A 23,145-nucleotide genomic window follows, 5' to 3' on the forward strand; every position below is an offset into this window, starting at 1 on the left:
CCCAGCCCCCGCATCGCCCCGTGCACCACCGCCGCGCCGCGGCGCGGGCGTCACCAGCTGACCGGCAGCGCCTTGCCCTCCTCGTAGCCGGCCGCCGACTGCACGCCGACGCGCGCGCGGTCGCGGAACTCCGGCACCGATGAGGCGCCTGCGTAGGTGAAGGACGAGCGCACGCCGGAGGTGATCATGTCGACGAGGTCCTCGACGCTCGGGCGCTGCGGGTCGAGCAGGATCGTGGACGACGAGATGCCCTCTGCGAAGAGCGTCTTGCGCGCCAGCTCGTAGGCGTCGAGCCCGCCGAAGCGCCCCACCACGGCCTTCGTGGAGGCCATGCCCCACGACTCCTTGTAGAGCCGGCCCAGCTCGTCGCGCTGCAACCGACCAGGCGCCTCGATCGTGCCGGCGAACCAGGAGCCGACCATGACGCTCGACGCGCCTGCTGCGAGCGCGAGCGCGACGTCGCGGGGGTAGCGCACGCCGCCGTCGGCCCACACCCGCGCGCCCAGCTCGAGCGCGGTCGCGGCCGTGTCGAGCACCGCGGAGAACTGCGGGCGGCCCACCGCCGTCATCATGCGGGTCGTGCACATGGCACCGGGACCGACGCCCACCTTCAGGATCGATGCGCCTGCTGCGACCAGGTCGCGCACGCCGTCGGAGGAGACGACGTTGCCGGCCGCGACCGGCACCGCGTCGCCGATCGCCGCGCGCACACCCTCCAGGGCGCGCACCATGCCGCCCTGGTGCCCGTGCGCGGTGTCGACGACGATGACGTCGACGCCGGCCTCGACGAGCGCGGCGGCCTTCGCGCCCGGGTCGCCGTTGATGCCGACGGCAGCTGCGACGCTCAGGCGTCCGGATGCGTCCAGTGCAGGTCGGTAGATGTCGAGCCGCAGCGCTCCGAGGCGGGAGGCGACGCCGACGCACCGGCCGCCCTCGACGACCGGCGCCACCGAGACGCCCTCGCGCTCGAGCGCGGCGAACATCGCGCGGCCGTCGGCGACGTCGGCGAGCGAGAGCTGCGGCAGCTGCGAGTGCAGCAGGTCCCCGAGCGCGGCGTCCGGCAGCGCCGAGGCGAGCCGCTCCGCCGGGATGGCGCCCAGCAGCGCACCGTCGGCGTCCTCGACCACGACGCAGTGGCCGGCGATCGCGGGCACGCGCTCGAGCACCTCGGCGACGACGTCCTGCGGGCCCGCGAGGTGCGGCGACTCGAGGCCGATCGGCTGCGCCTTCACCCAATCGATGGAGGCGATGGTCTCTTCGAGCGGCGGATCCTGCGTGAGGACCGCGAGCCCACCGCGGCGGGCGAGGCTCGAGGCCATGCGGGGGCCGGTGACCGAGTTCATGTTCGCGGCGACGATCGGGAGGGTGGCGGTCGTGCCGTCATCGGGCGAGAGGTCCACGCTCATGCGCGAGCCGAGGTCGCTGCGGCTGGGGACCAGGAAGACGTCGGAGTAGGTCAGGTCGTGCTCGGGGACGTCGTCGATGAATCGCATGCCTCCAGGGTATTCGGCCGGTCGGCTGGGCGAGGCCCGCGGCGGCGAGGGGCGGGCGCTCAGTCCTTCGCCTGACCCCAGTCCCCCACGATCGCCGTCTGCACCGGGAACTCGATCGGGAAGCGGCCGAAGAGCAGCCTCCCCGCCTCCGCCGCCGCTTCGCGCACCGCTGCCGCGACCTCCTCGGCGCGCTCCTCCGGCACCTGCACGATCACCTCATCGTGGAGGAAGCACACGAGCGCGGCGCCGTCGACGTCGCGGATCGCCCTGCGCACGCCCGCCATCCAGGCGAGCGCCCACTCGGCGGCGGTGCCCTGCACGACGAAGTTGCGCGTGAACCTGCCCCACGCGCGCGCCTGCCGCAGCCCGCGCTCGTCGTCGCGCCAGCGCGGCGGCAGCGGCGAGGTGCGCCCGAGCCACGTGCGCACCCGCTCGCGCCGCTCCCCGGCCCGCGCCGCCGACTCCACGACGCCCATCGCCTTCGGATAGGCGCGCGCGAGCCGCGGGAGGACCGCCGCCGACTCGCCCGTCGTCCCGCCGTACAGCGCGCCGAGCATGCCGAGCTTCGCGTGCTGCCGCGTGTCGACGACCCCGCGGTCGACGAGCCCGCGATAGAGGTCGGTGCCGCGGCCGGCCTCGGCGAGCGCCTCGTCGCGCGCGATCGCGGCGAGCGCGCGCGGCTCGAGCTGCGCGGCGTCGGCGACCACGAGGCGCATGCCGGGCTCCGCCGCGACCGCGCCGCGGATCTGCCGCGCGATCTGCATCGCGCCGGAACCCTCCGTCGCCCAGCGACCCGTGACCACGCCGCCGGGCACGTACTCGAGCGCGAGCCGGCACCTGCCGCGCTCGTCGATGCGGGCCCAGCGCTGCGCCCACGCCCAGCCGTTGGCGGTGTGGAGGCGCGAGAGGTGCTTGTACTCGATCAGCGGAGCGACGGCGGGGTGCTCGTGCTCGGCGAGCTCCCAGCGCGAGGTCGATGCGACGTCGAGGCCCGCCCGCCGGAGCGCCTTCAGCACCTCCTGCGGTGAGTCCGGGTTGAGCGAGGGCGCCTGAAGCGCCTCCCGGACCTCGGCCGCCAGCGCATCCATGCGGCGCGGTCTCGCGCTCGCGCCGGCGCCCGGCGGGCGCTCGCCGAGCGCCTCCACGAGCAGCGCGTCGTGGCGGGCCCTGTCGAAGGGCAGCCCCTGCCTGCCGAGCTCCACCGCGAGCACGCCACCCATCGACTCGGCGGCCGCGAGCATCCGCAACCCGGGGTCGTCGCCGATCGCCGACTCCTGCGCTTCGAGCTGCTCGGCGAGCGCGTCGAGCGGCTCGGCCTCGGGCGCCAGCGAGAAGAGGCCCTCGGCGTCGGTGCGCAGCGGATGCGACCAGCGCTCCTCTGCCGGGAGGGCGCGCGCCTCGACGAGGATCCGGTGCACGAGCCGCACGTCGCGCACGCGGTCGAGCACGACACCGGCGTCGAGCAGGGCGGGCGCGATCGCCTTCGCGTCCTGCCAGACGATGCGGACGCCAGGTGCCGCCAGCCGCGGATCCGCGGCGACGTGCGCGCTCTCGTGCACCACTGCATCCGACGCCCGGCCGCCCGCGAGCGTCGCGACGACGACGCGTGCGCCGCGGTCGAGCGCGGCGACGCCGACGTCACCAGCCGCAGTCATGCTTGCACCGTAGTCGGCAGGTCAGACAGGCGCCGTTCACCCAAGTGCGGCACGATGGTCGCGGAGACAGCGATGACTGCGCAGGTGGTGGTGCTCAACGCGACGCTCGAGCCCATCGGCGTCGCCTCGCTGCAGCGCGCCGTCGCCTTCATCGTCAAGGAGCGCGCGCAGATCATGCTCGCCGCGGACGGCATGATCCGCTCGAACTCCGTCGAGCTGCCGGTGCCGCGCGTGGTGGTCTTCAACGACTACGTGCCGATCCCCCACACGCGGCTCTACGACCGCATGCCGTGGAGCCGGCGCGGCGTGCTCGAGCGCGACCGCCGCCGCTGCGCCTACTGCGACGCCGCGGGCGCGACGATCGACCACATCCACCCCCGCTCGCGCGGCGGCGCCACCGACTGGCTCAACACCATCACCGCCTGTGCCAGGTGCAACGGGGCGAAGGGCAGCCGAACCCCCGCTGAGGCGGGCATGGTGCTGCGCTTCGAGCCGCGCGTCGTGTGGCGGCGCGAGGTCATGATGCTCGCCGTCGAGGCGGCCGGAGTGGATCTGCAGGAGCTCGGCCTGGCGCACTGACGAGAGCGGCTCGCCACTATGCTTGATGCCAGTGTGGCCGCAACCTGCCTGCGGCATGCCCGAACGAATCGAAAGAGGCGATCGATACCGTGTCCAGCCCTGCGGACGAGAACGACTTCGGAGCGAACGAGTGGCTCGTCGAGGAGCAGTACCAGCTCTTCCTCAACGACAGGGACTCGGTCGCACGATCGTGGTGGCCCATCCTGGAGCGATACGCGGAGCAGCGTGACGCCGGTGGTGCCGCGACCGGCATGAGCGAGGCGCCGAAGCCCGCCGCCCGCGACGCAGCGCCGACCCCGGCGAAGGCAGCAGCGCCTGCAGCGCCCGCCGCAGCGCCCGCCGCAGCGCCCGCGGCAGCGCCCGCGGCAGCAGCGCCCGCGCCCGCAGCGCCCGCGCAGCCAGCCCCGCCCCGCAAGCCGGTGCGCGCCACGTCGCGCCCCGACCAGCCCGTCGACTCCGGCGAGGGCCAGCGAGCGCAGGACGCGCCGCAGGAGGACACCGAGGGCCAGGCCGAGACCCCTGCCCCCGCCGCGAAGGGCGACGGCGGCATCGTGGCGAAGACCACGGCGCAGGCCGCGCGCCCGAAGCCGGTCCCGGCGGATGCGCCGGCCGCCGAGGCGAAGAAGCCCGCAGAGGAGCAGACCGACGAGCCCGTCGTCACCACGCTCCGCGGCATGCCGAAGACCCTCGCCGCGAACATGGACAAGTCGCTGTCGATGCCGACGGCGACGAGCGTGCGCACGGTGCCCGCGAAGCTGATGATCGACCAGCGCATCGTGATCAACAACCACCTGCGCCGCACACGCGGCGGCAAGGTCTCGTTCACGCACATCCTCGGCTACGCCCTGGTGCAGGCGCTCAAGGCCTTCCCGAGCCAGAACGTCTACTACGACGTGATCGACGGCAAGCCCGCGATGGTCGCTCCCCCGCACATCAACCTCGGCATCGCGATCGACATCCCCAAGCCCGACGGCACCCGCGCCCTGCTCGTGCCGAGCATCAAGGGCTGCGAGACGATGGACTTCTCGGAGTTCGTCGCCGCCTACGAGGCGCTCGTGAAGAAGGCGCGCGACAACAAGCTCGGCGCCGCTGACTTCGCCGGCACGACCCTGTCGCTCACGAACCCGGGCGGCATCGGCACCGTGCACTCGGTGCCGCGCCTCATGCCCGGCCAGGGCTGCATCATCGGCGTCGGCGCGCTCGACTACTCGGCGGAGTTCATGGGCTCGAGCGCCGAGGCGCTCGCCAGCTCCGGCATCGGCAAGACCGTCACGCTGACCTCGACCTACGACCACCGCGTCATCCAGGGCGCCGGCTCCGGCGAGTTCCTCAAGATCGTGCACGCCATGATCGTCGGCGAGCACGACTTCTACAAGGACATCTTCGCCGACCTGCGCATCCCGTACGAGCCCATCAAGTGGTCGACGGATGTGTCGGTGCGGGAGGCGGACGAGCTCTCGAAGCAGACGCGCGTCACGACGCTCATCAACGCCTTCCGCGTGCGCGGCCACCTGATGGCCGACATCGACCCGCTCGAGTTCGTGCAGCGCACGCACCCGGATCTCGAGATCGAGCAGCACGGCCTCTCCTTCTGGGACCTCGACCGCGAGTTCGTCACCGGCGGCTTCGGCGGCAAGCGCTCTGCGCTCCTGCGCGACATCCTCGGCGTGCTCCGCGACTCGTACTGCCGCACCATCGGCATCGAGTACATGCACATCGCCGATCCCTCGCAGCGCCAGTGGTTCCAGAGCCACCTCGAGGTGCCCTACGTCAAGCCCACGCACGACGAGCAGATGCGCATCCTGCGCAAGCTCAACGAGGCGGAGGCCTTCGAGACGTTCCTGCAGACGAAGTACGTCGGGCAGAAGCGCTTCTCGCTCGAGGGTGCCGAGTCGATGATCGCCTTCCTCGACGCGCTGCTGGCCGGCGCGGCGGCGGCGGGACTCGACGAGGTCGCGATCGGCATGCCGCACCGCGGGCGCCTCAACGTGCTCACCTCGATCGCCGGGAAGACCTACGGCCAGGTGTTCCAGGAGTTCGAGGGCGCAGCCGTATTCCAGGGCTCTGGCGACGTGAAGTACCACCTCGGCAACGCCGGCGAGTTCACCGCAGCCGACGGCTCCACCGTGCCGGTCTACCTGGCCGCGAACCCCTCGCACCTCGAGGCCGTCAACGGCGTGCTCGAGGGCATCGTGCGGGCCAAGCAGGATCGCCTCGGCAACGGCGAGCACACCGTGCTCCCGGTGCTCGTGCACGGCGACGCGGCGAACGCGGGCCAGGGCGTCGTCTTCGAGACCCACCAGCTGTCGCAGCTGCGCGCCTACAAGACCGGTGGCACCGTGCACCTGGTCGTCAACAACCAGGTCGGCTTCACGACGCCCCCGTCGGAGTCGCGCTCGTCGACCTACGCGACCGACATCGCGAAGTCCATCCACGCGCCGATCCTGCACGTGAACGGCGACGACCCCGAGGCGGTCGTCCGCGTGGCCGAGCTGGCCTTCCAGTACCGCCAGGAGTTCAAGCGCGACATCGTCATCGACCTCATCTGCTACCGCCGACGCGGGCACAACGAGGGCGACGACCCGACCATGACGCAGCCGCTCATGTACTCGCTCATCGAGCAGAAGCGCTCGGTGCGCACGCTCTACGCCGAGAACCTCGTCGGCCGCGGCGACATCACGAAGGACGAGTACGAGGCGGCGCAGGCCGACTTCCAGGGCAAGCTCGAGCAGGCCTTCATGGAGACGCACGCTGCCGCGACCGGCTCGATGCCGGTCGTGACGCCGGATGCGCCCGAGACGGTCGCGAGCGAGCCGGAGATCACCGGGGTCGACGCATCCGTCATCGAGGCGATCGGCGCCGCGCACGGCAACCCGCCGGAGGGCTTCAAGGTGCACCCGAAGGTGCAGCAGGTGCTCGACAAGCGCGTCAAGGCGAGCCGCGAGGGCGGGGTCGACTGGGCCTTCGGGGAGCTGCTGGGCCTCGGATCGCTGCTGCTCGAGGGCACGCCGGTGCGCATGTCGGGCCAGGACACCCGACGCGGCACCTTCGTGCAGCGCCACGCCGTCATGCACGACCGCCGCAACGGCCAGGAGTGGCTGCCGCTCGCGAACCTCGGCGAGGACCAGGGTCGCCTGTCGATCTACGACTCGCTGCTGAGCGAGTACGCCTCGATGGCCTTCGAGTACGGCTACTCGGTCGAGCGGCCCGATGCGCTCGTGCTGTGGGAGGCGCAGTTCGGCGACTTCGCGAACGGCGCGCAGATCGTCATCGACGAGTTCCTCTCGTCGGCCGAGCAGAAGTGGAACCAGCACTCCTCGCTCGTCCTGCTGCTGCCGCACGGCTACGAGGGTGCGGGCCCCGACCACTCGTCGGCGCGCATCGAGCGATTCCTGCAGCTCGCTGCCGAGAACAACATGACGATCGCCCGGCCGTCCACGCCGGCGAACCACTTCCACCTGCTCCGGCGCCAGGCCTACGCGCGCCCGCGTCGTCCGCTGGTGATCTTCACGCCCAAGGCGATGCTGCGGCTGCGCGACGCGACGAGCTCGGTGGAGGACTTCACGAGCGGTCGGTTCCAGACGGTGATCGACGACAAGCAGGTGCAGGATGCGGCATCGGTGCAGCGCGTGCTGCTGCACTCGGGCAAGCTGCACTACGACCTGAAGGCCGAGCTCGCGAAGCGGGGCCGCAGCGACATCGCGCTCGTGCGCGTGGAGCAGCTCTACCCGCTGCCGATCGACGAGATTAACGCCGTCGTGGATCGCTATCCCAACGCCGAGCTCGTGTGGGTCCAGGAGGAGCCGCTCAACCAGGGCTCGTGGCCGTTCATCCACTTCGCGCTCCCCCGCCACCTGCACGGCCGCACGCTGCGCGTCATCGGCCGGGCGCAGTCGGCGAGCCCCGCGACGGGTTCGGCGAAGCGCTCCGCTCGCGAGCTCGCGACCATCCTGGAGTCCGCCCTCGGCTGATCGAGCCCGACGCCGGACCTGACCTCAGGAACCGCTCAGCACCCAAGGATCCCCGCACGCGAAAGCGTGCGGGGATCCTTGCGTACGCCCTGTAGAGGCCCGCAGCAAGTTTGCTGATACTGTTACCAAACAACGTTATGGCAATGGTGGCGGGTGCTCTCGTCGCCCGCGGGAAGCGGATGTGATGGTGCACGGAGTCACGATTCCGACAGTGATCAGCGGTCTCGAGCAGAGCGTGTTCGCGCTGCCTGGCGCCCAGTCGCCGCGCTCGACGGCAGCGCTCTCGCGGCGGCTGCAGTCCGAGCGGCGCATACGGGCGCGCTTGATGGCGACGGATGCGCTGGTGATCTCGGTCATCACGGCGACCGTCATGCTCGGCGGGCTCCTGCCGGCCTCGGCGCTGGATCTGCAGCGCCCTGCGCTCGGGCTCGTCGCTCCCGTCGCGCTCTCCCTGGTGTGGCTCATCATGCTGGCGGCCTTCCGCTCGCGCGAGTCGTCGATCCTTGGTGCCGGTGCGATCGAGTACCGCCGCGTGGTGCACGCGACCGCGCTCTCCTTCGGGCTGCTCGCCGTCCCCTGCCTCATCACCGACTGGCCGTCGCTCCGGTTGCAGCTGCTCGTCGCCATGCCCGCCGGCCTGGTCGCGGTGCTGCTCGGCCGCTGGCAGTGGCGCCGCTGGCTGCTGTCCCGCTGGCGCGCGGGCGAGCTCGCACCGCGGACCATCCTCGCCGGCGATCGCGACGAGATCGCGCACGTGCTCGCACGGCTCGAGAGCCTCGCTTCGGCCCCCTACCGCGTGCTGGGCGCCGCGGTCGCGGACGACGACGGCGGTGCGCCGCTGCTCTTCCGCGGGGAGCCGGTGCCGATCCTGTGCGCACGCGAGTCGCTCGCGACGACTGCCGAGCGCCTCGGCGCCGATGCCGTCATCCTCGCCAGCAAGACCGACGCTGACGCCGACTACCCGACGCTGCTCAGCCGGGAGCTCGAGGGCACCTGCGCCGAGCTCCTGCTGTTCAGCAGGCTCACCGAGGTCGCGGGGCCGCGCATCTCCTTCCGGCCGGTCGTCGGCCTGCCGCTGCTGCGCGTGCGCATCCCCACCTTCGACGGCGGCACGCACGTGCTGAAGCGCGTCACCGACATCGCCGTCGCCGGCGCCGCGCTCGTCGCGGTCGCCATCGCGGCCGTGCCCATCGCGCTCGCGATCAAGCTCGACTCCCCCGGGCCGGTGCTGTTCCGCCAGCAGCGCGTCGGGCGTGACGGCCGCACCTTCGACATGCTCAAGTTCCGCACGATGCGCGTCGACGCCGAGCAGCAGCTCGCCGCCCTCATGGCGCAGAACGACGGCTCGGGCCCGCTGTTCAAGATGCGCAACGACCCGCGCGTCACGCGCGTCGGCGGCTTCCTGCGCAAGCACTCCCTCGACGAGCTGCCGCAGTTCTGGAACGCGCTCAAGGGCGACATGAGCGTCGTCGGCCCGAGGCCGCCGCTGCCGCACGAGGCCACCACCTACGACGGCGACGTGATGCGGCGCCTGTACCTCAAGCCCGGCATCACGGGCCTGTGGCAGATCAGCGGCCGCAGCGACCTGACCTGGGAGCAGAGCGTGCAGCTCGACCTGCGCTACGTCGAGAACTGGTCGGTCATCGAGGACCTCATGATCATCATCCGCACCGCGAGGGTCGTCCTGCGACCCTCCGGCGCCTACTAGGAGCCCGCCGTGCGCATCGCCATGCTCGGCACCCGCGGGGTGCCCGCCGCCTACGGCGGCTTCGAGACCGCTGTCGAAGAGGTCGGGTCGCGGCTCGCCGCTCGCGGTCATGACGTGACCGTCTACGGCGACCGCACGCATCCGCACATCACCGAGCACCTCGGGATGCGCGTCGTGCACCTGCCGTCGCTGCCCGTGAAGCAGCTCGAGACGCTCAGCAGGTCTGGCTTCGCGACCGCGCGCGTGCTCACGGGCCCTCGGCCCGATGCGGCCTTCGTCTTCAACGCGGCGAACGCGCCGTACGTGTCGCTGCTGCGCGCGCGTCGGATCCCCGTCGCGGTGCACGTCGACGGGCTCGAGTGGCGCCGCGCGAAGTGGGGCGGCGCTGGGCGCGCCTACTACCGCTGGGCGGAGGCGCACTCGGTGCGCACTGCTGACGCGCTGATCGCCGACGCCCCGGGCATCGCGGAGTACTACGAGATGGAGTTCGGCGCCCCCACGGAGCTGATCCGCTACGGCGCGCCGGTGCTCCACCACTGCTCGACGGCGCCGCTCACTGCCATCGACCTCGAGCCCGCGCGCTTCCACCTCGTCGTGGCCCGCTTCGAGCCCGAGAACCACGTGCTCGAGATCGTGCGCGGGTATCGAGCGAGCAGCGCGACGCTGCCGCTGGTGGTCGTCGGCTCCGCGCCCTATGCGGCCGAGTACACCCGCGCCGTGCGCGAGGCGGCCGAGGGCGACGAGCGCATCCGCCTGCTCGGCGGCGTGTGGGACCAGGAGCTGCTCGACGCGCTCTACGCACACGCGTACACCTACGTCCACGGGCACTCCGTCGGCGGCACGAACCCCTCGCTGCTGCGCGCCATGGGCGCCGGCACCGCGACGATCGCCTACGACGTCGGCTTCAACCGCGAGGTGCTGGACGACGACGCGTGGTGCTTCCTGGATCCGCGCCAGCTCGGCGAGGCGGTCATGGCGGCGGAGCGCGACGAGCCGCTCGCCATCGCCAGAGGACTGCGGGCGCGCGAGCGCGCCGAGCGCGTCTTCCGGTGGGAGGACGTCGCGGACGACTACGAGCGACTGGCCGGAAGGCTCGCGGAGGGAGCATCTATCCACAGCGTGAGCAGGTCAGCCAGAAGGACAGTGCAGAATGCGAGGTGAGACCACGGGAGAGGCAACACGATGACCTTGCATGAGTACGTCACGGCCTTGCTGAAGCACTGGCTGATCATCGTCGTGCTCGGCACGCTCGGCGCCATCGCCGGGTACGGCGCCTCGCAGCTGATGGACGAGCGCTTCCGGGCCGAGACGACCGTGATGATCAGCCCCGCCCGCGGCGACAGCACGAGCGAGCTGGTGCAGGGCTCGAACTACGTGCAGGGGCTCGTGCAGACCTACGCCGTGCTCGCGCGCTCCCCCATCGTGCTGCAGCCCGTCATCGACGACCTGGGTCTCGAGGAGACCGCGCCGCGGCTCGCAGCGCGCACCGACGTCGAGGCGCCGCTGAACACGATGGTGCTGGAGATCGGCGTGACGGATGCGACGCCGGAGGGCGCGCGGCTGGCGGCAGATGCGATCGCGGCCGAGTTCACCGACGCGGTCGCTGACACCTCTCCCGAGGGCGTGGACGGCCAGCCCGCCGTGCGCGTCTCCGTGATCTCACCTGCGCGCGCGCCGCTGTCGGCGATCGCGCCCAACACCCGCATGAACACCGTCGCCGGCGGCGGCGCCGGCCTCGCCCTCGGTGTGCTCGCAGCTCTGGCGCTGCGCCGCTTCGGCAGCCGGATCGGCAGTGTCGAGGAGCTCGAGGAGGCGGTGGACGCGCCCGTGCTCGGCTCCATCGGCCGCGCGGGCGGTGGCGGACCGATCGCCGCGCTCCGCCAGCACCCCTCCGGGAGCATCGCGGAGTCGGTGCGACAGACGACCGCGGCCCTGAAGTACGTGGACATGGACGACGCGCACCGCGTGCTCATCGTCTCGAGCGCCGGCGCCGGCGAGGGCAAGTCGTCGACGAGCCTCGGTCTCGCGCTCACGCTGGCGGAGGTCGGCAGCCGCGTGCTCCTCGTCGAAGCTGATCTGCGCCGCCCGTCCATCGCCCACATGACGGGCGTCGAGGGCGCCGTGGGCCTCACGACGATCCTCGTGGGCGACGCGACGCTGGCCGAGGCGACGCAGGTGTGGGGCAGCGAGCGCCTGCGCGTCCTCCCCAGCGGACCGAAGCCGCCCAACCCTGGGCAGCTGCTCACGAGCGCCAGGATGCGGTCCCTGCTCGAGGCGGCACGCGCCGAGTACGAGTACGTCATCATCGACACGCCCCCGGTCGTGTCGGTGAGCGATGCGCTGTGGCTGGCGCCGGCCGCCGACGCGGCGCTGCTCGTCGCCCGCGCGGACCGCACGCGTCGCGACGTGCTGCGGAGGGCGATCGTCGCGTTCGACGGGACGCCGGCACCCGTGCTCGGCGTCGTGCTGAACGGCGTGGCGCTCGCCCGCAGCCCGTACGACGAACGCACCGCGTGAACTCGCTGCTCGCCCTCGGGGCCAAGGCGGTCACGATGGCGGTATCGCTCGTCTGCGGCGTGCTCACGACGAGGCTGATCCTCGGCGACGCTGGCGTCGAGCACTACGCGCTCTACGCCCTCCTGACCGTGCTCCCCTCGATGCTCGCGTTCACCGACCTCGGCGCGGGCGCCGTGATCGTGCACGGTGTCGCGACGAGCGACGATCCGCGCAACGACGAGCCCCTCGTGGCGCAGCTCACCTCGGTCGGCCGGATCGTCATCGGCTTCGCGATCGTGCTGATGCTGGTGAACACGGTGATGCTCGTCTCCGGCGGCTGGGGACTCGCGCTGGGCGAGGCGGGGTCGCTGCCCTCCGCTGGGCTCGCCGCCTGGGCGTGCCTGACCGTCTTCTGCCTGGGCATCCCGGTCGGGATCTGGGTGCGCATCATGCTCGGGCTGCGCCGCAACCACTACGTGATCCTGCTGCAGGGCCTGATCTCGCCGCTGACGCTCCTCGGCGTGTTCCTGCTGACGCGCCTGCCGGAGGGTGCGGGTCACGGCTTCCTCGCGGTGGCCTCCTACGGCGCCTCCTTCATCGTGAGTGCGATCGGCCTCGCGCTCACGTGGCGCAGCACCGCTCCCCTCATCCCTCGGGCGGCGGCGATGGTGCCGCACCTCCGCCGGCATCCGGGCGTGCGGGTGATGGACGTCGGCTGGCCGATGCTCGCGCAGCTCATCTCCTACCCGATCGCCGTCAGCACGCAGCGCTACGTGCTCGCGCAGTCCGGCGACTCGGCGCAGGTCGCGGAGTACGGTGTCGTCGCGCAGGTCTTCCTGGCCCTCAACGGTCTCGTGCTGGCCGCCGGCCTCGCGCTCTGGCCGATGTACGCCCGGAAGCGCCATCTCGGCGAGCTCCGCCGCGGCCCAGCACCGATGGCATGGCTCTTCGCGGGCTCAGTGGCCGTCGCCACGGTCCTGGTCTGGCTGCTCGAGGATCCGATCTTCACGTTCATCACCGATGGGCAGGTCGATGTCTCTGGCTTCACCGTGCTCGCCTTCGGCGCCATGGTGATGTGCGTCGCCGGCGTCTACCCGCTCGGCATGTTCATCATGGACAAGCCGGGCATCCGGTTCCAGGTGGTGCCGACCCTCGCGATGGCCCTGACCAGCTTCGCGCTCTCGCTGCTGCTCGCCCCGCGACTGGGTGCTGCGGGCCCGCCGCTCGGCAACGCCGTCGCGCTGCTCGTGTGCCAGATCGTGCCGTTCGCTATCTACATCGCCCGGCACCGCGAGCGCCTCACCGCTCCGCAGCGGCAGGAGGCGTGATGTCGCGGACGGGCGCGAAGCGCGACACCGAGGCGTCCCAGGGATGACCCAGGAGCCAGCGGGTGATGAGGACGTAGCGCTCGACGTAGTCGGCCTGCGTCAGTCCCCGAGCCGCTGCCGTGGAGGCATCGGGGGGCGCGACGCTGCCGGAGAGGGCTTCGGCGATGGCCCCGACCAGCGCCTCCCGGTCACCGGGCTCGACCAGGCGGGCAGCGCGACCGACGTAGTCGCCCAGCCCGCCCGCGTCGCTCACGACGAGCGGGCGGCCCGCGCCGAGCGCCTCGATGCAGCTCGTGGTGCCAGAGGCGTGCCGGTTCTGCCTGACCGGCACCACGACGCAGGCGGCGTCGCGCATGGATGCGACGAGGCTCTCGCGCGTGGCGGTCGTCGCGTGCTCCACGTTCTGCGGCCAGCGCACCGCGCGCGCGCTGCGACTGCCGGAGATCACGCGGAAGCGCCGCTCTGGCAGCTGCTCCGCGGCCGCCGCGAGCAGCGGCCAGTCCCGGTCGACGTCGTTGCCGACCGCCAGCACGAGCGGCGGATGCGCGGACGCGTCCTCGCGCACGCTCGGCAGCGTCGCCGACCCGAAGGGCACGAGCTCGACTCGGCGACGCGGCACGGCCCGGCGAGCGTCCGCGAGGTTGACGCGGGAGTGCACCACCTCGACGGCATGTCGGCGCAGCAGCCGCGCGACGCGCCTCCGACGGGACGCGCCCCACTGCGGCCAGGCGTCCCACAGCCACACCGACTGCGCGAGGACCAGCGGACCTCGTCCCCGCAGCACGGCGGCGATCGCGAGGTGCTCGCGCTCGGTGTGCGTCCAGATCACGTCGGCCGAGCGCAGCAGCGCTCGATTGCGCCACACGTGCACCAGGTCGAAGCCCAGGCGCCCGGCAAGAGCGCGTCGCACTCGCGCGACCGCGGCCGCTTCGGGGTGCGAGCGGGTCCACTCCATGTCGAAGCGGTCCATCGCCCGCTCGTAGCCGTAGGGCGTGGCGTCGAGCACCTCGCCGCGCTCGTGCCGCTCGCGCCAGCGCGCCGGGTCCTGCTCGTATGACAATGCGACGACCACGCGCGCCCTGGCGCTCATCGCAGACCGCCACGTGGCATCATGGCGCCATCATACGTGCGCGTCGCGCACGCGGCCGAGGAGGGCTCATGCAAGCCGCGGAGTCTCGCGTCGCGCTCGTCTCCGTCGCGGTCCCCGCGCTCGCAGCAGCCGCAGCAGCGATGCGATACCAGGTCGCGCTCGGCGTCAGCGTCGGCTTGATCGTCGCCGTGGTGCTCGCACCCGTCTGGCTCGGAGCGCTCCGCCACTACCGCTGGTCGCGGATCCTGATGGCACTGGGTGCGCTGGCACTGGTCTGGGGCGCGACGCTCTCGCTCGTGGAGACCGCACGACCCGTGGGCACGACGCTCATGGCCACGCAGAGCGGGCAGCTGCTCGGGCTGCTCGGCGGCATCGGGATGCTCCTGTGGGCCAGGCGCAGCATCGGCGCGGGCTGGACGACCGTGGCCTACGGCGTCGGCGCGCTGGCGAACGCGGCCCTGCTCGGCCCGCACCCCGAGAACCCGTGGAAGTACACGCTGGCCATCCCCGTGGCACTGATCGTGCTCGGCCTGTCGCTGCAGTGGCGCGGGCGCGTGCTGCCGATCGTCGTGCTGGCCGGTCTCGCCCTCGTCTCCGCGGCATCCGACTCGCGATCGATGACGTCGTTCCTGCTGCTCGCGGCCGCAGCGCTGCTGTGGCAGACCTTCGCCCCGCAGCCGGGCGCGCGGCCGAGCGCCCGCCTGACCCTGGTGTGGCTCTCCATCGCCGGCCTGGCCGCCTACACGCTGCTGCAGGCGCTCATCCTCGACGGCGTCCTCGGCGAGGCCGCCGCGCAGCGCTCGGAAGCGCAGATCGACACCTCCGGATCGCTCATCACGGGCGGGCGGCCCGAGCTCGGCGCCGCCGTCTCGCTCATCGCCGCCGAGCCGCTCGGCTACGGCTCCGGCACGCGACCCGTCTCCAGCGACGTCTGGCTCGCGAAGTCCGGGATGGACCTGCTCGGGTACGACCCGAACAACGGCTACGTCGATTCGTACATGTTCGGCGGTCACTTCGAGGTGCACTCGGTGCTCGGCGACATGTGGATCTGGTTCGGCCCGCTCGGCGCCGCGGTCGTGCTCATGATCGCGGTCGCGAGCCTGCTCGGCACCGCGAGCAGGCTCGCGCATCGCAGCGCGAGCGCTCCCCTGGTGCTGCTGACGCTGCTGGGCCTGTGGGATGCGCTCTTCAGCCCGGTGCTCACGTCGTACGGCACGCTTGCCCTGCTGTACGCGCTCGCCGCGCAGCCGCGCATCCCGACCGATGCGGTCGACGCACCGATCACCCCTGACGGACCAGCCAGTCGTCGAACCTGAGCACCTGCGTGGTGTTCGTCGAGACCGAGCTGAGCGCTGCTCGGAGCGCGACCGACCCCGATGCCTGCATCGATGCCGTCGTGTCCGTCGCCGAGAGCATCCAGCTGCTCGGCGCCGCCGCATCGCCCAGCCACACCGATGCGCGGACGGTGGTCGGGCTTGTCCCGATCGCCTGCACGCGGATGTGGATGTCGGAACCGGGGACGTAGGCCTGCGGCAGCAGCATGTTGCCTCCCGGCAGGATCGCCTGGTCACGCAGCAGGTAGACGCGCAGCAGGCCGTTCGGCTCGAGCCGCACGCGCGTCGAGTACACCGACGAACCCACCTGGCGCGCGATCACGTCGACGCTCATCGTGCCGCCCACCGACGCCGTGTCCGAGGAGAGCGTGACCTCGACGAGGTTGTCGGTGCTCGACACCCCCGTCATCCGCGCCTCGCGCGTGTGCGACGGTGCGAGCGCGATGGAGCCTCGACCGCTGCTCACCCCGAACGCGGCGTTGCCGAGGTGCGTGGTCCATGCGGGCCCGACATCCGGCGTGCCCCACGAGCCCGTCGCCGAGCGCGTGAAGGTGTCGAAGGCGGCAGCGTCATCGGGCACGGGCGTGCCGGCGGTCACCGAGCGAGTCACCTGCGCGGTCGCTCCGTCGTCGTCCGTCACGGTGAGGGTGACCTCGTACTCGTCCGCCACCGCGAAGGTGCGGCTCGGAGTCGCACCCGTCGCGGTGCTGCCGTCGCCGAAGTCCCAGGCGTAGCCGACGATGGAGCCGTCGGGATCCGCGCTGCCCGTCGCATCGAACGCGACCGTCATGCCGGAGGCCACGGCGGTGAACGCGGCGGTCGGCGCCTGGTTCGGAGCGACGATCGTCACCTGCTCGGTCGCCGTCGCCGTCGCTCCGCGGTCATCGGTGACCAGGAGCTCGATCTCGAACGTGCCGCTCGACTCGTAGGCGTGCGTCGCGACCTGGCCGCTCGCGGTCCCGCCGTCGCCGAAGTCCCAGGCGTAGCTCACGATCGATCCGTCCGGGTCGCTCGAGCCGGCCCCGTCGACCGACACCGCGGTGCCGTCGAGCGAGACGCTGAGGGCTGCCACCGGTGCGACGTTCGGTCCCACCACGCTGACCTCCCTGTCGGTCGTGTCGGTGAGGCCCTTCGCATCCGTGACGGTGAGCGACACGGTGTAGGTGCCTGCCTCGTCGTAGGTGTGGGAAGCGGTCTCACCGGTCGCGCTCCCGCCATCGCCGAAGTCCCATGCGTAGCTCGCGACGGGTCCCTCGACGTCCGTCGAGGCGGATGCGTCGACGTCGACGAGCAGGCCGGTCACCTGCGCCGAGAACTCCGCCGTCGGCGCCTGGTTCGCGACACCGTCGGTGGCCAGCTCGTAGTGCGCGCGCACCTGCGCCGCCGTCAGCGGTGAGCCGTAGACCGCGAACTCGTCGAGGCTGCCGACCCAGAACGGATCGCCGACCCACGTCGAGTCGCCGCCGAGGCGCCAGTACCCCGTGTAGGGCTGGGCGGTGGTCACGGCGTTCGAGCCCGCGAGCTCCCCGTCCACGAACAGCTGCATCCCGCTCGACGACTGCTGGCCCACGACGTGGTGCCAGCCGCCGTCGTTGTAGGCCGCGCTGGTCTCCAGCACGTTGGCGCTGCCGTTCCACACCCCGAACTGCAGATTGCCGCCCGGCGTCATCATGATGTGCCGGTCGTAGGAGGACGAGGCGTTCGTCGCCGTGCTGTTGCTGTTGCCGAAGCCGGCGAGCTTGCCGCCACGGGTCGAGGTCGTGCGGAACCAGGTCTCGACCGAGAAGGTGGCAGGGCTGGCCGTCGCTGTCTGGCTCGCGACGATCTGCTGATCGGTCCAGCTGCCGAAGAAGTTCCTGCTCGAGGCGAACCCGAGCGAGGTGTCGATCACGTCCGCGATCGCTCCCGCTTGGCCGTAGCCGAACTGCGCGCTGCCGGAGCGGAGGTACGAGCCCGGCATCCCGTTGGGTCCGGCATCCCTCGCGGTCTGGCCGCTGGCCTCGCCGAGCCGCCAGTAGAGCGTGGGGTCGAGCTCGAACACGGAGGCGCCGTAGGCGTCCGCCGGCGCCGCAGGCACGGTCGATGCGCGTCCCGAGGCCACGCGGTGGCCGTCGACCTCGACGCGAGTGAGCGCTCGGTCGTAGATCGCCACATCCGCGATCGAGCCCTCGAGGAATCGGGCGTTGACGTTGGGCCAGCCGTCGATGGTGTCGCCGCCGACGCGCCAGTACCCGTCGTAGGGCTGGGCAGAGGTCGTGTCGCTCCTCGCGCCGACGCGGACGCCGTCGACGAAGAGGCTCATGCCGGTGCTGTCGAGCGTGCCGACGACGTGGTGCCACTGACCGTCGTTGTGGCCGGCGGCGCTCTGCAGCGTCCGCACCTGACCGGGGTGGACGCCCCAGGTGATGGTGCCGTTGCCGGAGAGGTAGATGTGGCGGTCGTAGTTCGACGAGCTGCCTGTCGCAGCGTTGCCGAAGCCGACGATCTTGCCGCCCTGGGTGCTCGACGTGCGGAACCATGCCTCGATCGAGAGCGTGTCCGCACCGGAGCTGGTGGCCCGAGTGCTCGCGTAGGAGCCCGACGATCCCGAGAACGAGGTCGCACGGGTCGAGCCGTCGGTCGCCTGGCCGGCGGCGGTCCTGCTCGTCTCGGCAGTGAGCGTCAGGTCGCTGCCGCCCGCCCAGTCGGAGCCGGTCGGACCGCTCTGCTCGCCGAGCGGCCAGTAGTGGACCGGGTCGTCGTCGAGGATCTCGAGCGAGTACGCGGGAGTCGAGCCCGGCGCGGCGATCGTGACGCTCGTCCAGTCGGACTGCGTCGAGTTGCCATCGGGGTCGGTGGCGCGCACGCGATAGCTGTAGGTCTGGCCCGACTGCACGGTCCGATCCGAGAAGCGCAGCTGGGGTCGCTCCCAATAGGTGGACGCGACCGTCTCGGTGTGCAGCGGCGTCTCGACGCCCTGGCGGAACACCTCGTACGTCAGCTCCGCGCTGTCGGCGTCGTAGTTGGCCTGCCAACCGACCCGGGCCTCCCCCTCGCGGAACGAGGAGGCGGTGATCGGCCAAGCGCCGCCCTTGATGGTCGGGCCGATCGCCTTCGGCGCGACATCGCGCGCGGCGAAGCGGACGAGCCCCTGCTGCCGGACGCCGTTGATGCTGGTGAACTCGCCGCCGTACAGGAGGTAGTCGCCCGCGGACGCCACGCTCCAGCCGGCCTGGCCGATGCCCGAGACCGAGCCGGTTCCCCAGATCGGGTACCAGTGGAGCAGCTTGGCTGCCGGGTTGCCGGTGAAGCTGCGGTAGCCCCACACGTCCGGCGTGATCGCGCGGCCACTGGGCTCAGCGGCGAAGGCGAGGGAGTGGTTCAGGTACCACGGGTCGAGCTGCGGGAACTCCCCGATGTTGCCGCAGTAGTGGGTGTGCGCGGCGGTGTAGAGGATGCCGTTGTGCGGTGCGAGCGAGTAGGTGTCGCCGTGGCAGTCCTGCATCCAGGCCATCGTCCCGTCGGCCCAGCTCGCGCGGAACGCGCCCTCGAAGTCGTCCTGCTGCTTGTTCCCGCCGAAGTCGTAGCCCGAGCCGTACACGCTCGTGCCATCGGAGGCGAGGGAGTAGATCGCAGCGTTGTTGCCGCCGTTCCGCAGCACGCTGTTGACGGCCCACGGCAGGCTCGAGCCGGTCTGGGCGTCGAGCGCCGCCATGCCGCGGCCGGGGTTGTCCGAGCCGTTCGTGGTGAGGAAGGAGCCGGCTGCGACGACCTTCGCGCCGTCAGGCGAGACGACCACCGCACGAGCGAGGTAGCCGCCCGTGTGCACGGGGTTGAACGGCAGCAGCGCACCGCTGGCCGGATGCACCGCGGCGACACCGGTGCGCGTGGTGTTGCTGATGTTGGTGAACTGGCCGGCGACGTAGACGGCCGAGCCCGTCACGGCCAGGCCGAAGACGGTGGAGTTGGTGCCAGGCCGCCAGTTCGGCAGCAGCGCGCCCGACGCGACGTCGAAGGCCGCCAGGCGGTAGCGCGCCTGACCGTTCACCTGCGTGAAGGAGCCGCCGATGTAGAGCGTCCGGCCGTCGGGAGAGGTGGCGGCGGCCATGATGCGGCCGTTGACCTGCGGAGCGAAGGAGGTGTCGAGGACGCCCGTCGTCAGGTTGTAGGAGAGCAGGTTCGAGCGCGATGTCAGCTGCGTGCCCGGCGCTGCGCCTGCCGGCCTCGCGCTGGCGAACTGACCGCCCGCGAAGACGCGGTTCGCAGCGACGGCCTGCGCGTAGACGATGCCGTCGATCTGCACGGTCGGCAGCGGATCGGAGGTGACCGGCTGGGCCTCCTCGGCCGCCGCAGCCGTGAGCTCCTGCTCGGTGCCCTCGACGCTCAGCTGCGCTGCGGGCTGCGCCGCGGCTGCAGCGGGGGTCAGCGGCGTGCTGACGAGCAGCGCGGCGACTGCCGCGATGGCGATGCCCAGCTGGGCGAACCGGACGCCTGGCGATCCCGGCGACCGGGATCCGATCTCTGCTTGCGATGCCACGGTGCGACTCCCCATCGACGATCCGCCGAACGGCGGGCATGCGACCGGACGTCATCGCGCGGTCGTTGCCACTGTATGAACCGCACCCTTGCGCAGACTGCAGTTTTCAAACAGTGTTTTCTTCATTTTTGCACAGGACGCGGCCGAGCAGTGCTGCGCGGTCTGCGACCGCGCGGTGCTCGGGCGTCAGCGCAGATCGCCGCGGAAGGTGAACGTGGGCTGGCCCGGCACCACGTCGACGCCGACGAGCACATCGGCGAGCGCAGCATCCGCAGCCTCGAAGAGGTAGACGCCCCGAGCCGACTGCCCAGGCGCGATGCTGCCGGCGAAGGGGTCGCCACCCGGCTGCATGAGCGAGTTGCCAGGGGCGCGCTCGGCACCGAAGTAGGTGTTGACCGCGATGAGGCCTGCATCGATCGCCGCGTCCGTGTCGTTGACGACCTCGATCGTCAGCCGTATAGCGGGACCGGCGATCTCGCCGGGCGCCAGGGCCTCGCCCTCGACCTGCTCGACGAGCGCGAGCAAGACCCGCACGAGCTGGTCTGCGGCGATCTCCTGCTCGGCCACCTCGGTGGGCGCGACCGGCGCCGCCTCTGGGGCGATCGGAGAGTCGGAGGCAGGGTTCGGCGAACCGGTGTGCGCGGGCGGCGCCGTCGGTGCTGCGGACGCGCTCCCCGCCGGGGCAGGCTCAGAGGGCGCGCCGCTCGGCTGGGCGCTCGGGGCGGCAGAGGTCTCGGCCGGCGCGGGCGGCTGCGAGGCCGATGCCATCACCGCCCAGACGACGCCGACGCCGATCGCGATCGCCGCGATGATCGCGAGCACCATCCATCTCCGCCGTGCGGAAGCGCGCTGTTCCATCGGAGGCTCCCCTCGGCCGTCCCGTGAGTCTATGGGCGCTGAGCGGCCCGCCGACTCAGGGATTCCTCAGCGATCCTCCGACCGTCGCGCAGCCCCCTCCAGAGCGCTCGGAGCGGAGGCACGGGACGGACCAGCTGCCGGCGGCCGCCGCGCATCACGATCGCCCAGGCCGCTGGCAGCGCCCGCCGCTGCCACCGGCGCACGCCCGCCTCGTCCAGGTGCCCCGTCGCGAAGCGCATCCGGTTGCGGATGTTCCAGTAGTAGTACAGCTCCGACTTCGCCTCGGGGCGTTGGCGCCTGCCCTGGTGCGTGCCGCCCTCGTCGTGGAGGGCGACGGCGTCCTCGACCACCATCAGCGAGCCTCCTGCCTCCGCCACTCGACGCGAGAAGTCGACGTCCTCCCAGTACAGGAAGTACTCGTGGTCGAAGCCCCCGGTGAGCTCCCACACCTCGCGCGTGATCCACAGGCACGCACCCGAGAGCCAGGGCACCGGGCGGCCCTCCGGGTGCTCGGCCCTGCGCTTCGGATGCCGGATCTCTCCGTCGGCCAGGTCGATGTCGAGGCCCGAGAACCACACGCGGCCCGAGGGGCTCCGCACGACCGGCGACCGCAGCGTCCGCTCGTCGCCCGCAGCGGAGAGCGCCTCGACGCTCTGCCGGTCGATGCTCGCGTCGGGGTTCAACGCGAGGAGGGCGCTCGCGCCGAGCTGGAACGCTCGCGCGGCACCCGCGTTCATGCCGCCGCCGAAGCCGGTGTTGTCCGACAGGCCGACGAGCTCCCAGCCCATGCGCTCGGTCAGTGCCGTCACCGCGTCTCGCTCGGCGCCGGAGCTCCAGTTGTCGACGACGATGACGCGGGCCTCCGGCAGCGCGCGCGCGGTCGTGACCAGATGCTCGCCGAGGAGCTCGCTCGACGCGTAGCTCACGACGACGATCGCCAGGCCATCCATGTGATCCCCTCGATCGCCGATCCCGGTCGTGGGTAGTGTAAGCCGCGACCTGGAGGTCGGATGCGGGTGCTCTTCGACGGATACTGGTGGGCAGATGGCCCGGCGGCGAACCGGACGGTCCAGCGCGAGATCGTGCTGGCGTGGGCGCGAGCCTTCCCGGAGGACCGCTTGGCGATCGCCCTGCGCCGCGACGCGCCGACGGAGGACCTTCCACCCGGGGTGCGGGTGATGCGCACCCGGCTGTGGCCGCACGGCGTCTCGAACGCGCTGGAGCTCCGCAGCAGCGGCGCGGACGTGGTCATCGCCCACAACTTCGCGCCCCTGACCGGCACCAGCGCAGTCTTCGTGCACGACGCCATGTTCGTCGATCACCCGGAGTGGTTCAGCCCGAAGGAGCGCGCCTACTTCTCCGCGATGCTGCCCAGTGCGCGTCGCGCGCGCGTCGTGGCGACCTCGACCGCCACCGAGGCGGCGCGCATCGAGCGCATCGCACCGCACCTGGCGCCGGTGGCAGCGATCGGCCTCGGCCCGACACCTGCCATCGTCGATGCCGAGCCGCGGCGGCCCGAGATCGCGGGCGACCTCGCCGCCTTCGCCCTGACGGTGGGCAGGCTGAACGTGCGCAAGAACCTGGCAGCCGCCATCGCCGCCGCCGGTGCGAGCGCGCGGATCTCGGCGTCCGCTCCCCTCATCGTCGTCGGCTCGAGCGCGCACTCGGGCGTGACGGGCGACCTCGAGGCCGCGCTGGCGGCGCTGCCGGACCCGCGCGCCGTGCGGATCGCCGGGCGTCTCACGGATGCTGAGCTCGCGTGGCTCTACCGGCACACGAGCCTCGCGATCAGCCTCTCCCTCGACGAGGGCTTCGGCCTGACCCCGCTCGAGGCCCTGGCGCTCGGCGCCCCGCTGCTCGTGAGCGACATCCCCGTGCACCGGGAGACGATGGGCGCTGCGGCGCGCTTCATCGACCCCGCCGCGAGCGCCGCGGTCCTCGGCGGAGCGGTGGACGCCGCCTGGGATGCCGCACCGTCGCCTGCCGCGCGCTCCAGCATCGTGGAGCACTGGTCGTGGGAGCGCGTCGTCCACCGCCTGCGCGAATCTTGCGCGAAGACAGGTATGCCGCTTTCGTAACACTGTGATTGAATCGTGTCTCAACGAGAGTCGGGGAGG

At 71.9% G+C, this 23,145-nt stretch carries 14 protein-coding genes; 8 read left to right on the forward strand and 6 right to left on the reverse strand.

Annotation, left to right across the window (positions count from 1 at the left end; genetic code table 11):
• Window positions 1–50 precede the first annotated feature (50 nt).
• Window positions 51–1,493: a GMP reductase gene (locus BQ6202_RS07595; RefSeq protein WP_072313811.1), complete on the reverse strand. Its 1,443-nt coding sequence runs from the start codon at window positions 1,491–1,493 to the stop codon at window positions 51–53.
• Window positions 1,494–1,552: 59 nt separating this feature from the next.
• The gene (locus tag BQ6202_RS07600) at window positions 1,553–3,148 is read right to left on the reverse strand and encodes a bifunctional 3'-5' exonuclease/DNA polymerase (RefSeq protein WP_072313812.1); all 1,596 of its coding nucleotides are present in this window, start codon (window positions 3,146–3,148) and stop codon (window positions 1,553–1,555) included.
• A 72-nt stretch (window positions 3,149–3,220) separates the two neighbouring features.
• Between BQ6202_RS07600 and BQ6202_RS07605 the strand changes: the two genes are divergently transcribed.
• The 6 genes from BQ6202_RS07605 to BQ6202_RS07630 all read left to right on the forward strand — a co-directional run bounded on the left by BQ6202_RS07605 (window position 3,221) and on the right by BQ6202_RS07630 (window position 13,230).
• Window positions 3,221–3,727 carry an HNH endonuclease gene (locus BQ6202_RS07605; RefSeq protein ID WP_072313813.1) on the forward strand — a complete coding sequence of 169 codons (507 nt, stop codon included), beginning with the start codon at window positions 3,221–3,223 and terminating at the stop codon, window positions 3,725–3,727.
• Window positions 3,728–3,816: 89 nt separating this feature from the next.
• A complete protein-coding gene (locus BQ6202_RS07610) occupies window positions 3,817–7,698 on the forward strand; it encodes a multifunctional oxoglutarate decarboxylase/oxoglutarate dehydrogenase thiamine pyrophosphate-binding subunit/dihydrolipoyllysine-residue succinyltransferase subunit (protein WP_072313814.1) in 3,882 nt (1,293 codons plus the stop codon).
• Window positions 7,699–7,909: 211 nt separating this feature from the next.
• A complete protein-coding gene (locus tag BQ6202_RS07615; RefSeq protein WP_234946150.1) occupies window positions 7,910–9,406 on the forward strand; it encodes a sugar transferase in 1,497 nt (498 codons plus the stop codon).
• Between the two features lie 21 nt (window positions 9,407–9,427).
• Window positions 9,428–10,567, forward strand: a complete 1,140-nt coding sequence (locus BQ6202_RS07620; protein ID WP_072314000.1) for a glycosyltransferase — start codon at window positions 9,428–9,430, stop codon at window positions 10,565–10,567.
• 21 nt (window positions 10,568–10,588) lie between these two features.
• Entirely contained in the window at window positions 10,589–11,923 is a 1,335-nt protein-coding gene (locus BQ6202_RS07625) for a tyrosine-protein kinase domain-containing protein (RefSeq protein WP_072313815.1), read from the forward strand.
• Window positions 11,920–13,230, forward strand: coding sequence for an MATE family efflux transporter (locus BQ6202_RS07630; protein WP_072313816.1), 1,311 nt, complete (start codon window positions 11,920–11,922; stop codon window positions 13,228–13,230). Before BQ6202_RS07625 ends, BQ6202_RS07630 begins: the two co-directional genes overlap by 4 nt.
• On the opposite strand, the gene BQ6202_RS07635 is transcribed toward BQ6202_RS07630, so the two are convergent.
• Complete coding sequence (locus BQ6202_RS07635) at window positions 13,202–14,320, reverse strand: glycosyltransferase (RefSeq protein WP_072313817.1); 1,119 nt, start codon at window positions 14,318–14,320, stop codon at window positions 13,202–13,204. The two genes, BQ6202_RS07630 and BQ6202_RS07635, sit on opposite strands and share 29 nt — an antisense overlap.
• Window positions 14,321–14,388: 68 nt before the next feature.
• Here BQ6202_RS07635 and BQ6202_RS07640 point away from each other — a divergent pair, with 68 nt between their 5' ends.
• Window positions 14,389–15,636, forward strand: coding sequence for a hypothetical protein (locus BQ6202_RS07640; RefSeq protein ID WP_072313818.1), 1,248 nt, complete (start codon window positions 14,389–14,391; stop codon window positions 15,634–15,636).
• Here BQ6202_RS07640 and BQ6202_RS07645 read toward each other — a convergent pair.
• The 3 genes from BQ6202_RS07645 to BQ6202_RS07655 all read right to left on the reverse strand — a co-directional run bounded on the left by BQ6202_RS07645 (window position 15,602) and on the right by BQ6202_RS07655 (window position 21,978).
• Entirely contained in the window at window positions 15,602–20,170 is a 4,569-nt protein-coding gene (locus BQ6202_RS07645) for a PKD domain-containing protein (RefSeq protein ID WP_159433625.1), read from the reverse strand. The genes BQ6202_RS07640 and BQ6202_RS07645 overlap by 35 nt on opposite strands.
• Window positions 20,171–20,356: 186 nt before the next feature.
• Window positions 20,357–20,995 carry a hypothetical protein gene (locus tag BQ6202_RS07650; protein ID WP_072313819.1) on the reverse strand — a complete coding sequence of 213 codons (639 nt, stop codon included), beginning with the start codon at window positions 20,993–20,995 and terminating at the stop codon, window positions 20,357–20,359.
• 62 nt (window positions 20,996–21,057) lie between these two features.
• Window positions 21,058–21,978, reverse strand: a complete 921-nt coding sequence (locus tag BQ6202_RS07655) for a glycosyltransferase family 2 protein (protein ID WP_072313820.1) — start codon at window positions 21,976–21,978, stop codon at window positions 21,058–21,060.
• Window positions 21,979–22,044: 66 nt separating this feature from the next.
• On the opposite strand from BQ6202_RS07655, the gene BQ6202_RS07660 reads away from it, so the two are divergent.
• Window positions 22,045–23,106, forward strand: coding sequence for a glycosyltransferase (locus tag BQ6202_RS07660; protein ID WP_159433626.1), 1,062 nt, complete (start codon window positions 22,045–22,047; stop codon window positions 23,104–23,106).
• The last annotated feature ends 39 nt before the right edge of the window (window positions 23,107–23,145 follow it).

The sequence above is a fragment of the Agrococcus sp. Marseille-P2731 genome, assembly GCF_900117395.1.
GTDB lineage: Bacteria > Actinomycetota > Actinomycetes > Actinomycetales > Microbacteriaceae > Agrococcus.